Source organism: Mycobacterium sp. AZCC_0083 (assembly GCF_014202335.1).
Taxonomy (GTDB): Bacteria; Actinomycetota; Actinomycetes; order Mycobacteriales; family Mycobacteriaceae; genus Mycobacterium.
Window position 1 is genome coordinate 293,750 of sequence record NZ_JACHGP010000009.1, and the last position, 17,419, is coordinate 311,168.

The 17,419-nt window shown below is 67.5% G+C and carries 14 protein-coding genes, 2 tRNA genes and 1 pseudogene; 7 read left to right on the forward strand and 10 right to left on the reverse strand.

Annotation, left to right across the window (positions count from 1 at the left end; translation table 11 throughout):
* The first annotated feature begins 20 nt into the window (after nucleotides 1-20).
* On the forward strand, nucleotides 21-722 hold the full coding sequence (locus tag HNP02_RS23570) for an IclR family transcriptional regulator (protein ID WP_184442892.1): 702 nt from the start codon (nucleotides 21-23) through the stop codon (nucleotides 720-722).
* Between the two features lie 168 nt (nucleotides 723-890).
* Here the strand turns inward: HNP02_RS23570 and HNP02_RS23575 are convergent.
* From HNP02_RS23575 to HNP02_RS23590, 4 genes are all read right to left on the reverse strand, one after another.
* Nucleotides 891-966 (reverse strand) — tRNA-Glu (locus tag HNP02_RS23575).
* Between the two features lie 59 nt (nucleotides 967-1,025).
* A tRNA-Gln gene (locus tag HNP02_RS23580) sits at nucleotides 1,026-1,100 on the reverse strand.
* Between the two features lie 130 nt (nucleotides 1,101-1,230).
* Nucleotides 1,231-2,703, reverse strand: coding sequence for a glutamate--tRNA ligase (gltX, locus tag HNP02_RS23585; RefSeq protein WP_184442893.1), 1,473 nt, complete (start codon nucleotides 2,701-2,703; stop codon nucleotides 1,231-1,233).
* A 53-nt stretch (nucleotides 2,704-2,756) separates the two neighbouring features.
* The gene (locus tag HNP02_RS23590; RefSeq protein WP_184442894.1) at nucleotides 2,757-3,536 is read right to left on the reverse strand and encodes a fumarylacetoacetate hydrolase family protein; all 780 of its coding nucleotides are present in this window, start codon (nucleotides 3,534-3,536) and stop codon (nucleotides 2,757-2,759) included.
* Nucleotides 3,537-3,667: 131 nt separating this feature from the next.
* On the opposite strand from HNP02_RS23590, the gene HNP02_RS23595 reads away from it, so the two are divergent.
* Nucleotides 3,668-4,879: an MFS transporter gene (locus HNP02_RS23595; RefSeq protein ID WP_184442895.1), complete on the forward strand. Its 1,212-nt coding sequence runs from the start codon at nucleotides 3,668-3,670 to the stop codon at nucleotides 4,877-4,879.
* On the opposite strand, the gene HNP02_RS23600 is transcribed toward HNP02_RS23595, so the two are convergent.
* Entirely contained in the window at nucleotides 4,855-5,448 is a 594-nt protein-coding gene (locus HNP02_RS23600) for a hypothetical protein (RefSeq protein WP_184443005.1), read from the reverse strand. The two genes, HNP02_RS23595 and HNP02_RS23600, sit on opposite strands and share 25 nt — an antisense overlap.
* Before the next feature lie 17 nt (nucleotides 5,449-5,465).
* Nucleotides 5,466-5,909, reverse strand: a complete 444-nt coding sequence (locus HNP02_RS23605; RefSeq protein ID WP_184442896.1) for a MarR family winged helix-turn-helix transcriptional regulator — start codon at nucleotides 5,907-5,909, stop codon at nucleotides 5,466-5,468.
* Between the two features lie 55 nt (nucleotides 5,910-5,964).
* Between HNP02_RS23605 and HNP02_RS23610 the strand changes: the two genes are divergently transcribed.
* Nucleotides 5,965-6,288 (forward strand): antibiotic biosynthesis monooxygenase, encoded by a 324-nt coding sequence (locus HNP02_RS23610; protein WP_184442897.1) that lies wholly within the window; start codon nucleotides 5,965-5,967, stop codon nucleotides 6,286-6,288.
* A 4-nt stretch (nucleotides 6,289-6,292) separates the two neighbouring features.
* On the opposite strand, the gene HNP02_RS23615 is transcribed toward HNP02_RS23610, so the two are convergent.
* The 3 genes and pseudogenes from HNP02_RS23615 to HNP02_RS23625 form a co-directional block, all read right to left on the reverse strand.
* The gene (locus HNP02_RS23615; protein WP_184442898.1) at nucleotides 6,293-7,303 is read right to left on the reverse strand and encodes a 3-isopropylmalate dehydrogenase; all 1,011 of its coding nucleotides are present in this window, start codon (nucleotides 7,301-7,303) and stop codon (nucleotides 6,293-6,295) included.
* Entirely contained in the window at nucleotides 7,300-8,886 is a 1,587-nt protein-coding gene (serA, locus tag HNP02_RS23620; RefSeq protein ID WP_184442899.1) for a phosphoglycerate dehydrogenase, read from the reverse strand. Before serA ends, HNP02_RS23615 begins: the two co-directional genes overlap by 4 nt.
* A gap of 48 nt (nucleotides 8,887-8,934) precedes the next feature.
* A pseudogene (locus HNP02_RS23625) lies at nucleotides 8,935-12,233 on the reverse strand (LuxR C-terminal-related transcriptional regulator).
* A 217-nt stretch (nucleotides 12,234-12,450) separates the two neighbouring features.
* Here HNP02_RS23625 and HNP02_RS23630 point away from each other — a divergent pair.
* The 4 genes from HNP02_RS23630 to HNP02_RS23645 all read left to right on the forward strand — a co-directional run bounded on the left by HNP02_RS23630 (nucleotide 12,451) and on the right by HNP02_RS23645 (nucleotide 16,330).
* Complete coding sequence (locus HNP02_RS23630; protein WP_184442900.1) at nucleotides 12,451-13,833, forward strand: NAD(P)/FAD-dependent oxidoreductase; 1,383 nt, start codon at nucleotides 12,451-12,453, stop codon at nucleotides 13,831-13,833.
* A gap of 7 nt (nucleotides 13,834-13,840) precedes the next feature.
* On the forward strand, nucleotides 13,841-15,271 hold the full coding sequence (locus HNP02_RS23635; RefSeq protein ID WP_184442901.1) for an NAD(P)/FAD-dependent oxidoreductase: 1,431 nt from the start codon (nucleotides 13,841-13,843) through the stop codon (nucleotides 15,269-15,271).
* Between the two features lie 29 nt (nucleotides 15,272-15,300).
* Nucleotides 15,301-15,897, forward strand: a complete 597-nt coding sequence (gene wrbA / locus HNP02_RS23640) for an NAD(P)H:quinone oxidoreductase (protein WP_184442902.1) — start codon at nucleotides 15,301-15,303, stop codon at nucleotides 15,895-15,897.
* A 70-nt stretch (nucleotides 15,898-15,967) separates the two neighbouring features.
* Nucleotides 15,968-16,330, forward strand: a complete 363-nt coding sequence (locus HNP02_RS23645; protein WP_184442903.1) for a hypothetical protein — start codon at nucleotides 15,968-15,970, stop codon at nucleotides 16,328-16,330.
* An 85-nt stretch (nucleotides 16,331-16,415) separates the two neighbouring features.
* On the opposite strand, the gene ilvC is transcribed toward HNP02_RS23645, so the two are convergent.
* Entirely contained in the window at nucleotides 16,416-17,417 is a 1,002-nt protein-coding gene (ilvC, locus tag HNP02_RS23650) for a ketol-acid reductoisomerase (RefSeq protein WP_184443006.1), read from the reverse strand.
* Nucleotides 17,418-17,419 lie beyond the last annotated feature (2 nt).

Genomic DNA, 17,419 nt, shown 5'->3' on the forward strand with positions numbered 1-17,419 from the left:
CGGGAAGCTAGTATCTCTCTGTGAGACAGGATAGCGGTATCGGCGTTCTCGACAAAGCGGTGGGCGTGCTGCACTCGGTGGCCAAGTCGCCGTGCGGGCTGGCCGAACTTTGCGAACGGACGGGCCTGCCCCGCGCCACCGCTCACCGGCTCGCCGCCGGACTCGAAACCCACCGGCTACTGGCCCGCGACGCCGAGGGCCGGTGGCGCCTTGGCCCAGGACTGACCGAGCTGGCCGGCCACGTGAACGACCCACTGTTGGCCGCGGGCGCGGTGGTGCTGCCACGGCTGCGTGAGATCACCGGAGAGAGCGTGCAGCTCTACCGTCGCGAGGGCACGTCGCGGGTGTGCATCGTCGCGCTGGAGCCCCCCGCCGGTCTTCGGGACACCGTGCCGGTCGGCACCCGGCTGCCGATGACAGCGGGTTCGGGCGCCAAGGTGCTGCTGGCGTTCAGCGACTCGGGCACTCAGCAGGCGGTCCTGCCATCGGCGAAGTTCACCGACCGGACGCTGGCCGAGGTGCGCAAAAGGGGCTGGGCGCAGAGTGCCGCAGAACGCGAACCCGGCGTGGCGAGTGTGTCCGCGCCGGTGCGCGACGGCCGGGGCGTCGTGATCGCGGCGGTGTCGGTGTCGGGCCCCATCGACCGCATGGGCAGGCGGCCGGGTGCACGCTGGGCGGCGGACCTGCTTGCGGCGTCCGAGGCGCTGACGCGACGGCTCTGACGCAGGCGCCCACCATCGACTCTGCGCCAGCGGTGCGCGCCACTGGCACTTCGGCGCCAAGGCCGCAGAGCCAATGTCGGGAAATGCAAAGAGCGCCCGGTTTCGATTTCTCGAAACGGGCGCTCTCTTTGTCTGCGGGTACAGCGTCTGCTGACGCAGAACCGGATGTGGTAGCCCCGATGGGATTCGAACCCACGCTACCGCCGTGAGAGGGCGGCGTCCTAGGCCGCTAGACGACGGGGCCAAGACCAATCCGGTGAGCCAGCATAGCTCAGGAGAGAATGCTGACCTAATTCACTTGATTGGCTGGGGTACCAGGACTCGAACCTAGAATGGCGGTACCAGAAACCGCTGTGTTGCCAATTACACCATACCCCATGGGCTGCCTATAACCGCAGGTCGCAGGCATTTTCCGGACCGGTCATGCGATGGGGCGAACCATCGCTTTCCGTTCACGGGCCGACGTGCAGACTACCAAAGATTTCGGCCCCGTTTTCCAGCGCCTCGGTCACCCCTCGGCGGCCACGTCGCGTCCGGCGCGCAGCCGACTCAGGCTGCGGTCACGGCCGAGCAACTCGAGCGACTCGAAAAGCGGCGGGCTGACCGAGGAGCCGGTGGCCGCCACCCGAATGGGACCGAACGCCTTGCGCGGCTTGAGCTCGAGCGTGTCCAGCAGCGATGCCTTCAGCGCGCCCTCAATCTCGGCCGTCGACCACTCCTCGATCCCGTCGAGTGCGGCCAGCGCCGCGTCGAGCACGGGGACGGCATCGGCGCGCAGCTCCTTGGCCGCGGACTTCTCGTCGAGCGTGAACGTGGTGTGGTCGAGGAACTTCAACAGATCCCACGCATCGCCGAGCACCACGATGCGGGTCTGCACTAGCCTGGCGGCCTCGGCGAATCCGGCGTCGTCGAGCCCGGTGTCGTGGCCGTGTGCGACGAAGTAGTCGCGCAGCCGGGCCGTGAAGTCGTCTTCTGCGAGCAGCCGAATGTGTTCGGCGTTGATCGCGTCGGCCTTCTTCTGATCGAAGCGAGCGGGGTTGGAATTGACGTTCTCGACGTCGAACGCGGCCACCATCTCGTCGAGGCTGAACACGTCGTGGTCGTCGGCGATGCCCCAGCCCAGCAGCGCCAGATAGTTCAGCAGGCCCTCCGGGATGAACCCGCGGTCGCGGTGCAGGAAGAGATTCGACTGCGGGTCGCGCTTGGACAGTTTCTTGTTGCCGTCACCGAGAACGCTTGGCAGATGGGCGAATTCGGGAACCCGGTCGGCGACACCGATGCGCATGAGCGCCTGGTACAACGCGATCTGCCTCGGCGTCGATGGCAGGATGTCCTCGCCGCGCAACACGTGGGTGATCTTCATCGACGCGTCGTCCACCGGGTTGACCAAGGTGTACAACGGATCTCCGCTGCCACGGGTGATCGCGAAGTCCGGGACCGTGCCCGCGGCGAACGTCGTTGGCCCGCGTACCAGGTCATTCCAGGACAGATCCTCGTCGGGCATCCGTAGTCGCAGCACCGGGTTGCGGCCCTCGGCGGCGAACTGCGCGCGCTGGGCGTCGGTGAGGGTGCGGTCGTAGTTGTCGTAGCCCAGCTTGGGATTACGGCCTGCCGCGACGTGGCGGGCCTCGACCTCCTCGGCGGTCGAGTACGCCTCGTAGACCTCCCCCGCGTCGCGCAGTCGGGCCACCACGTCGCGGTAGAGCTCGCCGCGCTCGGACTGGCGGTACGGCGCGTACGGTCCGCCGATCTCGGGCCCCTCGTCCCAATCCAGGCCGAGCCAACGCAACGCGTCGAGGATGGCGGCGTAACTCTCCGCGCTGTCACGGGCGGCGTCGGTGTCCTCGATCCGGAAGACGAAGGTTCCACCCGTGTGCCGGGCGTAGGCCCAGTTGAAGAGTGCGGTCCGCACCAAACCGACGTGCGGGGTGCCGGTCGGTGACGGACAGAACCGGACTCGGACCTCTGCGGCTTCCGTCATATTGCTCCTCGCGTCCGCCTCGGTAATTTCGCTCCTCGCGTCCGCGGTGGACATCACTTGCCCTTGCGTACAACGGGATTGGACAGGGTGCCGATGCCCTCGATGGTGACGCTGACGACGTCGCCGTCCTCGATCGGCCCGACGCCCTCAGGCGTGCCGGTCAAGATCAGGTCACCGGGAAGCAACGTCATCACCGCCGAGGCCCACTCGATGATCGCGCCGACGTCGTGCAGCAACAGCGCGGTGTTGCTGTGCTGGCGTACTTCACCGTTGACCTCGGTGCGCAAGTCGAGTTCGGACGGATCGATCTGGGTTTCGATCCACGGCCCCGTCGGGCAGAACGTGTCATGGCCCTTGGCGCGCGTCCACTGCCCGTCTTGCTGTTGCTGATCCCTTGCCGAGACGTCGTTGGCGATGGTGTAGCCGAGGATGACCTCGGCGGCCTTGGCCGCTGGCACGTCCTTGCATGGCCGTTCGATGACGACGGCGAGCTCCCCCTCGTGGTGCACGGGGTGCGCGTCGGCGGGCAACTGGATGGCCACGTTGGGGCCTATGATCGCGGTGTTGGGCTTGAGGAAGATCACCGGGTCCTCCGGCGCCTCGCCACCCATCTCGCGGGCGTGCGCGGCGTAGTTCTTGCCCATGCAGATCACCTTGGGCGCGAGGATCGGGGCGAGCAGCCGGACGTCGGCCAGCTGCCAGGAGCGCCCCGTGAAGGTGGGATTGCGCGACAGGTACTGCTCGGCGATCTCACGGCAGATCTCTTTGTTCGGCTCGCCTTCGATACTGACGAAGGCGACACCGTCTGGACTGGCAATTCGACCAAGACGCATTCGCAACAGCCTAATGAGGCCCGGATACGGCGACGAGGAAAGGGTCCAGTCCGGGCGAACACCTCATTGGTCGTCTCAAATCCTGGGATTTGTGTTTAACCTGTTGAGATCGCTATGCCACCATGGTCGTCATGACCATCAGCACCATCGGCACCGTGCGCCGGTGGTCCATGCTGGCGATCGCGCTCACCGCGACCCTGTGCTCCAACGTGTTCATCAACGGCGTGGCCTTCCTGATTCCCACCCTGCACGCCGAACTCGGCCTCGACCTGGCCGAGGCTGGCCTGATGTCGTCGCTGCCCAGCTTCGGCATGGTGGTCACCCTCATCGCCTGGGGATACGTGGTGGACCGCGTCGGCGAACGCATCGTGCTCGCCGTCGGCTCCGCGCTGACCGCCGCTGCGGCGTTCGCGGCTGCCTCGTCGCACTCCCTCGTCGTCATCGGAGCCTTCCTGTTCCTCGGCGGCATGGCGGCCGCCAGCAGCAACTCGGCCAGCGGTCGGCTGGTAGTCGGCTGGTTTCCGCCCGACCAGCGCGGCCTGGTCATGGGTATCCGTCAAACCGCACAGCCCCTTGGAGTCGGCCTCGGCGCGTTGGTGATTCCGCAACTCGCCCAGGCCCACGGCGTGTCCGCCGCGCTGCTCTTCCCGGCGATCGTGTGTGCGGTGGCGGCGGTGATCAGCGCGGTCGGCGTGCTCGACCCGCCGCGACCGCCCCGCGGCGAGGCGCACGCCGACGACCTAGCCAATCCGTACCGCGGCTCGTCGGTGCTGTGGCGCATTCACGCCGTCTCGGTGCTGCTGGTCGTGCCCCAGTGTCTCGTCTGGACGTTCACGCTGGTGTGGTTGATGACCGACCGCGGCTGGTCGGCGGCCGCGGCGGGCGCGATGGTGACGTTCGCCCAGATCCTCGGTGCGGCAGGCAGGATCGCCGCGGGCCGGTGGTCGGACAAGGTCGGCTCCCGGCTGCATCCCATCCGGACGATCGCGATCGGCGCGGCGATCGCGATGGGCCTGCTCGCGCTGACCGACCTCGTGCACTCGCCTCTCAGCATCGCGGTGATGGTGGTCGCGTCCGTGATCACGGTGTCCGACAACGGCCTTGCGTTCACCGCGATCGCCGAGATCGCGGGTCCGTTCTGGAGCGGGCGCGCGCTTGGCACCCAGAACACCAGCCAACTGCTCACCGCGGGCATCGTCCCGCCGGTGTTCGGTGCCCTGATCGCGGCGGCCGGGTTCCCGTTGGCGTTCGCGGTGTGCGCGTTGTTCCCCTTGGTGGCACTACCACTGGTGCCGGTCGACGCCGATCCGCTGCGGAGTCAGCCTGGCCCGCGGGCCGACTGACCCCTCGGCAGCACCAGGAGCGCGGCGGCCATGAAGCACAGGGCACCGAGGAAGGTGCCCGCATTCGCCAATGCCTCGTCGGCGTCGGTGCCCGTCTTGTAGACGAACGCCCCGACTGCGCTGGCGCCGAATGCGAGGCAGCCGATCATGTTGACCCATTGGGCTTGCCAGTCTCGTGACCTTGGCACCCAGGACCCGACCTGCGCCGACATCGCGACGACGCCGAGCGCGGCGCTGAGAAGGAAGGCGAACGAACCCACTGCGTCGGGCGCCCACACCAGCCTGCGCTCGGCCAGCACCGCCTGTGCCCAAACCGAGGCTCCGGTGCTGATGTTGAAGAGCACGGTTCCTGCGAATTGCGTCGCCGCCGATAGCCATTCGGCGCTGCCTTCCGGTCCCGACCGCACCAGCTGGACCCACGCCGCGCTGGTGAAGAACCAGGAGCCGATGAAGCAGGCGACGTTGGCCGCCCCCGCACCAGCCAGAGCGGAGAAACCGGGTGCCGTGCCCGTGGCGAAACAGAGCGATCCGATGACGAACAACCAACACTGGTGCGTCAACGTCACCATCGCCGGCAGACGTGTGCTCAATCGGACGGTCCGGTCTCGAGGTTCTCGGCACACCGGGTCAACAGGTCGGACAACTGCTGCCTCGCATTTGCCGAAAGCCCATGCACCATGGCCTGTTCCACGTCGAGCACCGCGTCATGACTGGCCGACAGCCGCTTGCGTCCAGCCGGCGTCAGCGCGAGTGCGATGGCACGCCCCCGGCCCGGTGACGCCACTGATTGCACCAGTCCGGACGAACGCAACCCGGCCAACAGATCCTGCAGCGACTGCCGGGTGACGAAGCACAGTCGGGCCAATTCGGAAGCCGAGGCGTCGGGATGATCGGCGAGTGCGCGCAGCGCCGCGTACTGCGCCATCGACAGCCCCGTCGGCCGCAACGCGGCGTCGCAGCGGCGTCGCATCGACTGCTGCACCCGCTTCACCAAGTATCCCGCGCCGCCCTCGACATTCGATTCAGACATGACAGGAACCTTACATTGCGATATCGTGTAAGGAACCTGACATGAAGGAAGCGCAATGACTACCATCGAGCAACACAGCCCGCACGCCACGCTGATCAACGTGTTCACCGTCGAACCGCAGCGTGCATCCGAACTCGCCGCACTGTTGAGCGACGCGACCGACAAGGTGATGCGTCACGCACCCGGATTCGTCTCGGCCAACATCCACGTCAGCACCGACGGGACGCGTGTCGTCAACTACGCCCAGTGGGAGAGCGCCGAGGCGATGCAAGACATGCTGGCTGATCCGGCCGCGCGCGAACACATGTCCAAGGCCGCCGACCTCGCGTCGGGTTTCGACCCGCATCTCTACACCGTCGAATCGGTGCACCAGCGCTAAGCAGTTACACAAACCCTGCGATGCGGTCGCCGACCTCCGAGGTAGACAGCTTCTCGTCGCCTCGGGTGGCCAGATGCTCCTCGACCGCCTTGTCCACCCGTGCGGCCGCGGCGTCCTCGCCGACGTGCGCGAGCAGCAATGCCACCGACATGATCGCGGCGGTGGGATCGGCGATGCCCTGCCCCGCGATGTCGGGTGCGCTGCCGTGCACCGGCTCGAACATCGACGGATTGGCCCGCGTCGCATCGATGTTGCCGCTGGCGGCCAGCCCGATGCCACCGGCGACGGCCGCCGCCAGGTCGGTGATGATGTCGCCGAACAGGTTGTCGGTGACGATGACGTCGAAGCGGCCGGGGTCGGTGACCATGTGGATGGTCGCCGCGTCGATGTGCTGATACGCGACCTCGACGTCGGGGAAGTCCTTGCCGACCTCGGCGACGGTCCGCGACCACAGCGAGCCGGCGAACGTCAACACGTTGGTCTTGTGCACCAGCGTCAGGTGCTTGCGCCGCTTGGCGGCCCGGCCGAACGCGTCGCGCACCACGCGCTGCACGCCGAACGCGGTGTTCAGGCTGACCTCGGTGGCCACCTCGTGCGGGGTGCCGACGCGGATCGCGCCGCCCGTGCCGGTGTATGGCCCCTCGGTGCCCTCGCGCACGACCACGAAGTCGATGGCGGGATTGCCTGCCAGCGGGCTGTCGACACCCGGAAACAGCCGCGACGGACGCAGATTGACGTGATGGTCGAGCTCGAAGCGCAGCCGGAGCAGCAGCCCGCGCTCCAGCACGCCACTGGGCACCGACGGATCACCGATGGCACCCAACAGGATCGCGTCGTGCCCGCGCAGCTCGTCGGTCATGCCGTCGGGCAGCGTCTCCCCCGTTGCGTGGTAGCGCTGAGCACCCAGGTCGTAGGTCGTCTTCTCGACACCCGGCAAGACGACGTCGAGCACCTTGAGGGCTTCGGCGATGACCTCGGGTCCGATGCCGTCTCCGGCGATTACGGCCAACTTCATGTCAGGTCGACCTCTTCCAGCGTCACGGCGCCCACGTCGGTACCGATGGCAGCCAGCACGTCGGCTGACACCCGACGGTCGATGCGCAGCATGATCGTGGCGCCAACGCCGTCGGCGTCTTGACTGAGTTGGGCGGCAAGGATGTTGACGCCGGCAGCGCCGAGCAGTGTGCCGATCTTGCCGAGCGCTCCTGGCTGGTCGCCGTAGTTGATGATCAGGTTCACGCCCTCGGCGCGCAGATCCAGGTTGCGACCGTTGATCTGGACGATCTTCTGCACCTGTTGCGGACCCGACAGCGTGCCGGCCACGTTGACCGTCGCCCCATCGGCCGACACCCCACGCACGTCGACGACGCTGCGGTGGTTGGGGCTCTCCGAGGCGGTGGTGATGCCGGCCTCGACACCCCGCTCGGCGGCCAATGCCGGGGCGTTGACGAATGTCACCTGGTCCTCGATGACCGCCGAGAACAGGCCGCGCAGCGCCGAGAGTCGCAGCACCTCAACCTCTTCGGACGCCAGCTCGCCGCGCACCTGTACCGAGATCGCGGTCGGCAGTTCGGTGGACAGCGCTCCGACCAGAAGGCCCAGTTTGCGTACCAGGTCGAGCCACGGCGCCACCTCCTCGCCGACGACACCGCCGCCGACGTTGACCGCGTCGGGCACGAATTCGCCTGCCAGCGCGAGCTTGACGCTGGATGCCACGTCGGTGCCTGCGCGGTCCTGGGCCTCTTCCGTCGAAGCGCCGAGGTGGGGAGTGACGACGACCTGAGGCAGCTCGAACAGCGGGCTGTCCGTGCATGGTTCGGTGGAGAACACGTCGAGGCCCGCACCACGGACGTGCCCGCTGATGACTGCCTCGGCAAGGGCCTCCTCGACGATCAGCCCGCCGCGGGCGGCGTTGACGATGATCACGCCCGGCTTGGTCTTGGCCAACGCCTCCTTGTCGATCAGCCCGGCGGTCTCCTTCGTCTTCGGAAGGTGCACGGAGATGAAGTCGGCGCGGGCCAGCAGCTCGTCGAGCGTGAGCAGTTCGATGCCCAGCTGGGCAGCGCGGGCCTGCGACACGTACGGGTCGTAGGCGGTGATGTGCGCGCCGAACGCGGCGAGCCGCTGGGCCACCAGCTGCCCGATGCGACCAAGACCGACTACGCCAACCGTCTTGCCGAAGATCTCGGTGCCCGAGAACGACGACCGCTTCCACGTGTGATCGCGCAGTGTCGCGTCGGCGGCAGGAATCTGTCGGGCGGCGGCCAGCAGCAGCGCGAGAGCGTGTTCGGCGGCACTGTGGATGTTCGACGTCGGCGCGTTGACCACCAGCACGCCGCGAGCCGTCGCCGCGTCGACGTCGACGTTGTCGAGCCCGACGCCTGCGCGCGCGACGATCTTCAGCTTGGGCGCGGCGGCAAGCACCTCGGCGTCCACGGTGGTGGCCGATCGCACCAGCAACGCGTCGGCCTCGGGCACCGCGGCCAGCAGCTTCTCCCGATCCGGGCCGTCGACCCAGCGCACCTCCACCTGGTCACCAAGGGCGGCGACGGTCGATTCGGCGAGTTTGTCAGCGATCAATACAACGGGCAGGCTCACGTGGACAGAGTAATGGGTGCAAATCAGCGGGCTGCCCGGCGCTACTGGTCAACCCTGGCGGGCCGCCTGTTGGACCAGTTGCACTCGGGACTTCAGCCCGAGCTTGGTGTAAACGTGCGTGAGATGCGTCTCCACTGTGCGGGGCGAGACGAACAGCCTCGATGCGATGTCCTTGTTGGCCAGTCCTTCGCTGACCAATCGAACGACGTCGCGCTCGGTGGGAGTCAGCGCGGCCCACCCCGTCGGCGGGCGTTTGCGTTCGCCGCGACCGCGCCGAACGTAGGCGACGGCGTCGTCGGTGGCCAGCCCTGCTCCGTCGGCCCAGGCCTTGTCGAATTCGTCGTCGCCGAGCGCGGTGCGGATCGTCGCGACGGCTGCGTCGTAGTCCGCCTGGTGGACGGCGAACCGCACAGCGCCCATGCGGCTCCTCATGGCGTCGGCCGCGCCGAGCAGCCTGGCCGCTTCGTCGACGCTGCCCGCCCCCGCCGCCGAGGCGGCAAGGCACTCGAGGATGTCCGGGACTCCCAGATGCGCGCCGAGCTCAGCCGCTAGCGCGAGCGCGTCGTGGGCATCGCGTTCGGCACGGGCCCACTCACCCGTTCTGAGCGCGACGCGAGCGCGCGTCGTGAACGACTCCACGAGAGTCCAGCCCGTCGCCACCGCGACCGCCTCGTCGGCGCGGCGACGGGCCGTGTCGCCATCTCCGATCGCCAACGCGACCTCGGCGGCCAGGTAGACATACATCTGCTGATGAAACGGGGCACCGGCCAACTGCTGCAACGCAATTCGGCAGGCGCTGTCGGCCGTCCCGACGTCACCAGCGGCCAGCGCGCCGACGGCCCGCACCCCCGATGAATTGCCGGACCACAGCCCCCCGAGTTCCGCGGCGGCCGGCGTGGCCTCGTCGAGCATCGCCTGGGCCGACACTGTTTGCCCTTGCCGATACAACGCTTGCGCCTGGTAGTGCGCGCCCACCACGCCCCAGATCCGGTCCGCGTAGGCCCGTGCATTCGCTTCTTGGAACGCGGCGACGGCACCCGTGAGGTCACCCATGATCATGCGGGCCCAGCCGAGCCACGTCCTACATTGGTGCGCCGTGCCGCGGTCACCAATGGCGTCGGCGACGTCGCGGCCTTCTTCCGCACTCTCGAGCACTGCCATCGGGTCACCCGCCATGAATGCCAGGTTCGACTGCGTGCCCAGAATGTGCGCGAGCATGTGACGCTCCCCCGACTCGCGAGCCAGTCCGAGCGCCTCGGCCAAGTGGGCTTGTGCCGACTCACCGCAACCGGCGGCGACGAAACCGCGGGCGACGAGGGCGCGTATCAGGTGGCCGGATCGCCGATGTCGCGCGCCGTCGCAAGCGCTGCTTCGACGTCGCGAGTGCCGCCGATGCCACGGGCGTTCATTTCGAGCATGCCCCGATCGGCCAGCGCCCGCGCCTGCACCACGGCCGGTACCTGGTCGGGCCCAACTTGCTCGGTCGAGAACACGGAGTCGAACCACGCCAAGCCCTCGTGCATCCGCCCGAGGGAGAACCACAGCGGATGCAACGACGAGGCCAGCCTCAGCGCGGCTTCGGCGTCGGAATTCTCCCGGCACCAGGCAAATGCGGCACGCACGTTGTCGAACTCGGCTTCGACGAGTTCCAGCGCGTCCTCGTCGTGACTCACCTGCGTCCCGGACTCGATCAGCTCGGCGAACCGCGCGTAATGGTCGCGGTGCCCGCTGCGCACGGCATTCGCTTCCCCGGACTCGCTCAACTTCTCCTGCGCAAACTGCCGCACCGTCTCCAAAAGTCGGTACCGCGTTCGGTCCGAGGAATTCTCGGTCACCACGAGCGACTTGTCGACGAGTAGCCCGAGCTGGTCGAAGACTTGATAGTCCGCCAAATCGGTACCGCCGCATACCGACTGCGCAGCGTCGAGCGCGAACCCGCCGACGAACACCGCCAGCCGTCGAAACAAGACCCGTTCGGGTTCGGTGAGCAGCGCGTGCGACCACTCGACCGACGCCCGCAGCGTCTGTTGCCGACGAACCGCGTTGCGCGCCCCGCCGGTGAGCAGCCGGAAGCGGTCATGCAATCCGTCCACGATGTCGGCCAACGAAAGTGCTCGCACCCGCGCCGCAGCCAGCTCGATGGCCAGCGGCATTCCGTCGAGGCGACGGCAGATCTCCTCCACGGTCGCCACCTGGCGGTCGGTGACGACGAAGTCGGAACGCGCCAACCGGGCCCGGTCAGTGAACAAATCGACCGCCTCACCAGCCAAGGGGAGCGACGGTACGCGCCATGTCACTTCCCCGGCGACGCCGAGAGGCTCCCGGCTGGTCGCCAGCAGGGTCAACCGCGGGCACGCGCTGACGACGCCGACGACGAGTGCGGCGATGGCGTCGATCAGATGCTCGCAATTGTCCAGCAGCACCAGGATTCGGCGCTCCCCGATGAACTTCTCGAGCGCGTCCATCGTGGACAGCCCCGGCCGGTCGGCCAGGCCCAGCGTGCGGGCCACCGTCACGGCAACCAGTTCGGGATCGGAGATCGGCGCAAGGTCGACGTACCACACCTCGTTGTCGAACAGGTCCGCCGAGCGCGAGGCAACCTCGATGGCGAGGCGGGTCTTGCCAACCCCGCCGGCACCGGTCAGCGTCACCACTCGATCGACGTCGAGCAACCGGCGCAACTCGGCCAACTCGGCCTGCCGCCCGATGAAGTTGGTCAATTGGACCGGAAGGCGCTGGGAATGAGCGACTTTCGTGGTGCGCAACGGCGGGAACTCGGACCGGAGCTCCGGATGGCACAGTTGCACGACGCGTTCCGGTTGCGGGAGGTCACGTAGTTGGTGCGTGCCAAGGTCGGTCAGCCATGCCCCCGCCGGGAGCAGGTCCCCGGCCAACACCTGGGCGACTCCCGAGAGCACCACTTGCCCTCCGTGCGCCAACTCCCGCAGCCGCGCAGTCCGGTTGATCGTCGGCCCGATGTAATTGCCTTCGTCGCGCAGTTGCACTTCTCCCGTGTGAATGCCGATCCGCAGGCGAATCGGTTCCAACGGCGCACGCTGCAGGTCGAGCGCGAAGGCCACCGCGTCGCTGGCGCGCGTGAACGCGACGACGAAGCTGTCCCCCTCGCCTTGCTCGACCGGTCGCACGCCCCGATGGGCGCCGACGAGCTCGGTGATCGTCCGATCCAGTTGAGCGACCGCGGCCGTCATGGCGTCGGGGTCGGCCTCCCACAGGCTCGTCGAACCCTCGATGTCCGCCAACAACAGCGTGACCGTTCCGGTGGGCAGTTCGTGCATACCCAGGTCGCTCCAGTTCAAGGGTTCGGTCCGCAGACCAGATTCGCTCATGCTAGCCAGCATGCGGTCACGCCCACGCTGAAAACGTCGGGGAAAACCCGTATCCCGCTCACTGTGACCTGGGAATCTCGCTCGACCGACCGTCGAACCCGTACCGATCCGCCCCGGCACGAGTACGGGCACGTCACACGAATCTCTGAATGCGCACCGATGATCGTGACCGAGCGTCCGCACATCCTCGAAATACGAACCAACCGAGGAGGCAATCATGGCGCATGCACTCGTCCTTGGCGGCAGTATGGCCGGGCTGCTCGCAGCGCGGGCGCTGTCCGACTTCTACGACACCGTCACCGTGGTCGAACGCGACGAACTGAAGGAGGCTTCCGACGCCAGACGTGGCGTACCCCAGGGGCGCCAGACCCATGGGCTGCTGATGCGCGGTGCGCAGGCACTCGAAGAGTTACTCCCAGGGATCCTCGACGAACTCGTCGCCGATGGCGCCCGCGTCTTCGACGGGCAGGACTTGTCACGGCTCTACTTCTGCATGAATGGCCACCTAGCGGTGAGGACCGGAGCGAGCCAACGCATTCGGACCTACAGCGCGACTCGTCCGTTTCTCGAGAGCCATGTACTGCGCCGCGTACGGGCCATCCCGAACGTCACCTTCGCGGCGAACCACGATGTCGTGGAGCTGACCGCGAGCCCTGGCGGCGAACGGATCACGGGTGCGCGGATCGTCGATCGCGGGAGCCGGGAACAGTCGGACGTCTCGGCCGTGGTGGTGGTCGACGCGATGGGGCGCGGCTCACGCACGCCGGCAATGCTCGAGCGGCTGGGATACCCGCACCCCACCGAGGAAAGCGTCACCGTCGATCTCGTCTATCGCACTCAGCGACTACGGATGACACCGGGGTCGCTGAACGAGCAGGGCGTGATCGTGTCGCCGGTCCCCGGCCGGCCGACCGGGATTGCGGTGGCCGCAGCGGAGCAGGACACCTGGATGTTCACGGCCTTCGGCATGGCAGGCTTCGAACCGCCCACCGACTTCCCCGAGCTGTGCGGATTCGCCGATGAGCTCCTGCCTACTCACGTCGTGGCCGCATTGCGCGGCGCCGAGCGCGTCGGAGACACCGTGTCCCACCGCTTTCCGTCCAGCAGGCGGCGCCGCTACGACAAAGCACGTCTGCCCGGCGGATTCGTCGTCGTCGGCGACGCCTTCTGCAGCTTCAATCCGATCTATGCACAGGGCATGACGGTGGCCGCGCTGCACGCGTTGGCACTGCGCGAATGCCTGTCCAGCGGCCCGAAATCCCTTTCGCGACGGTTCTTCCGGACGGCCGCGAAGCCCACCCGGCTGGCCTGGCAGATGGCAGCCGGCGGCGATCTCGCCCTACCCGAGATTCCAGGCACGCCCACGTTGTCGACCCGGATCTTCAACCTCTACGTCGACCGCGTACTGGCTGCCGCCGAACACGACGTCGCCACCTTCGAACAGTTCGTCCACGTCGCCTGGCTCGTCGCCTCGCCGCTGTCCCTACTCCACCCGTCCATCGCGTGGCGAGCCGTCAGGGCGCACCGCCGGCGACTCGCTCCTTCGGCAACGGACCCTGTGGCGACCCGCGGGCAGCGCACGCTGGTCGATGGGCTCTAATCAGAACGTGGACGTCACCGTCGTCGGTAGTGGGCCCAACGGTCTGAGCGCCGCCGTGATCTGCGCACGGGCCGGGTTGTCGGTGCGCGTCGTCGAGGCCCAGCCGACCGCCGGGGGTGGTGCGCGGACGATGGCCGACCCCGAGTATCCGGGCGTCAGCCACGACGTCTGCTCGGCAGTGCACCCGCTGGGGGTGGCTTCGCCCTTCTTCGCCGAGTTCGACCTTGCCGCGCGTGGCGTGGATCTGGTGGCGCCGGACGTGTCGTACGCCAACCCGCTGCCCGACCGACCTGCCGCACTGGCCTACCGGTCGTTGGAACGCACCTGCGCCGAACTCGACGATGGCGCCTCCTGGCGACGGCTGTTCGGCCCGCTGACCGAGCACGTCGACGGCGTGCTGGGATTCTTCCTCGGCGACAAGCGGTCGCTACCGCCGGACCTACTGACCACCGTGCGCACCGGGTTGCGGGTGTTGGCTCAGGGCAGCCCGGCGTGGGGCCTGCTTCGCGGCGACGACGCCAGGGCACTGTTCACCGGCGTTGGCGCACACGCGATTTCGCCAATGCCGTCACCGGTGAACAGCGGCGCCGCGATGATGCTCGGAACCGTCGCACACACCGCCGGATGGCCGGTACCGATCGGCGGAACACAGACCATCACCGACGCGCTCATCGCAGATCTGTTGGCCCACGGTGGCGAATTGGTGCTCGGCGAACCCGTCACCACACCGCCGGACGGCGTGGCGATCTACGACACCGCGCCGACGGCACTGCTCGACATCTACGGCGACGCCGTTCCGCCGCGGTACGCGAAGGCGTTGCGCCGCTACCGATTCGGTCCCGGGGTCTGTAAGGTCGACTTCGTGCTGTCCGGTGACATTCCATGGCGCGACGAGCGAATCGGGCAGGCGCCGACGGTGCACATGGGCGGTACCCGCGCGCAGATGGCGTTGGCGGAGCGGGACGTCGCGGCGGGCCGCCACGCCGAGTGTCCGATGACGTTGGCGGCGCTGCCGCATCTGACGGACCCCTCGCGCATCGACGCGCAGGGCCGCCGACCGCTGTGGACCTATGCGCACGTTCCCGCGGGTTCCACCAGAGACCTCGCCGAGACGGTGGCCGGGATCTTCGAGCGCGCCGCACCCGGGTTCCGAGACCTGGTGCTCGCGACGCGATCCGTGCCCGCCGCCCAGATGTCGGACCACAACGCCAACTACGTCGGAGGCGACATCATCGTCGGCGGCGCGACGCTGTTCGCCGCGATCGTCGGGCCGACGTTGAGGCTCAACCCGTGGACCACGCCCATCCCGAAGGCGTACCTGTGCTCATCGGCCACGCCGCCGGGCACCGGGGTGCACGGGATGGCCGGCTACTACGCCGCGCGCACGGTGCTGCGCCGCGAATTCGGGATCAAGAAACTACCCAAACTCTCGCCCTAACCCACAGGCGATCGTGATTGGCTGTGTCCATGTCGAAACTCGCCGTCATCTATTACTCGGCCACTGGGCACGGCACCTCGATGGCCAAACGAGTGGCCAACGCCGCGGAGGCCGCGGGCGCCGAAGTGCGGGTCCGCCACGTCGCCGAGACGCGTGATCCGGAGTCGTTCGCGGAAAACCCGGCGTGGACAGCCAACTACGAGGCGACCAAGGACCTGCCGTCCGCGACAGGAGACGACATCGTCTGGGCCGACGCGGTCATCTTCGGGTCGCCGACGCGGTTCGGTTCCGTCGCCTCACAGCTGAGGAGTTACCTCGACTCGCTCGGCGGCCTGTGGTCGGAAGGCAAGCTCTCCGACAAGGTGTACGCAGGATTCACGTCGACGAACACCGCGCACGGCGGCCAAGAGACGACACTTCTCACGCTCTACGTCACGCTGATCCACTTCGGCGGCATCATCGTGCCGCCGGGCTACACCGATGCGCTCAAGTTCGTCGACGGAAACCCGTACGGCGCCAGCCTCACCGCGGGCCACGACAACATCAGCGAATTCGACGACGCCACCAACAACGCGCTCGATCACCTCGCCCGTCGCGTGGTGGCCGTCGCCGATCGGCTCACCTGAGAAATTTGGTGCGCAGACTCCCCCTTCCGGTCGAATACCGTTGATCGAGACCACTTCGGGGAGGGAATCGATGATCGACGGCGTCGCAAGGCTGGTCGGATTGTCCCCGGAGAAGGTGGACTACTTCCAGCGGGGAGACCTCGAGATCTACCGCGTCGACCCACCGTTGTGCGGGTACCGCATCATCGCCGCCGCGACGTCCCCGTATGCCGTGCACGCCCAATACATCGATGCCGACGGGAAAGTCCATGGGCGGAGAGACGACCCCGTGTCGACGACGCTGTACGGCGTGGCCAACGAAGCGCTGCAGGTCCACCCGAACACCAAGCTCACCAGCGCCGATGGCAGCTACCCACACGCGCTCTCGCCGAATTGGGATACACCGTCTGGGGCTCCCCCCACGATGCGGCTTCAGCGCGAGAACACTCGCTGACCGATCGTGATGTCTCACCCCTGCATACGGCTTCGGCGCGCTTCCGGACGGTGAACGTCCGCAAGCGCGCCGAAATCGTTAGAAACTACGCCGTTTCGGTGATGGGGCGGTCGACCCAGCTCATCAGATCGCGCAGCTTCTTGCCGGTGACCTCGATCGGGTGCTCGGCGTTCTCCTTGCGCAGCTTCTCAAGCCGCTTGTTGCCACCCTCGACGTTGGCGACGAGCTCCTTGACGAAGCTGCCGTCCTGGATGTCCTTGAGGATGCCGCGCATCCGCTCCTTGGTATCGGCGTCGATGACACGCGGACCGGACAGGTAGCCGCCGAACTCCGCGGTGTCGGACACCGAGTAGTTCATCCTGGCGATGCCACCCTCGTACATCAGGTCGACGATCAGCTTGAGCTCGTGCAGCACCTCGAAGTAGGCCATCTCGGGTGCGTAACCCGCCTCGACCATCACCTCGAAGCCGATCTTGACCAGTTCCTCGGTGCCACCGCACAACACGGCCTGCTCACCGAACAGGTCGGTCTCGGTCTCTTCCTTGAACGTGGTCTTGATGACACCGGCGCGGGTGCCGCCGATGCCCTTGGCGTAGGATAGCGCGAGCGCCTCGCCCTCACCCGTCGGATCCTGGTCGATGGCGATCAGGCAGGGCACGCCCTTGCCGTCGACGAACTGGCGGCGGACCAGGTGGCCGGGGCCCTTGGGCGCCACCATCCCGATGGTGATGTCGTCGGCAGGCTCGATCAGGTCGAAGTGAATGTTGAGACCGTGGCCGAAGAACAGCGCATTGCCGGCTACCAGGTTGGGCTCGATGTCGTTCTTGAAGATCTCTGCCTGCGCGGTGTCCGGCGCCAGAAGCATGATGACGTCGGCCCACTTGGCGACCTCGGCCGGAGTGTCGACGGCGAGTCCCTGCTCGGTGACCTTCTCGCGCGACTTGGAGCCTTCCTTCAGGCCGACCTTCACCTCGACGCCGGAGTCGCGCAGGCTCAGCGAGTGCGCATGGCCCTGGCTGCCGTAGCCGATGACGCCGACCTTGCGTCCCTGGATGATCGACAGGTCTGCGTCGTCGTCGTAGAACATCT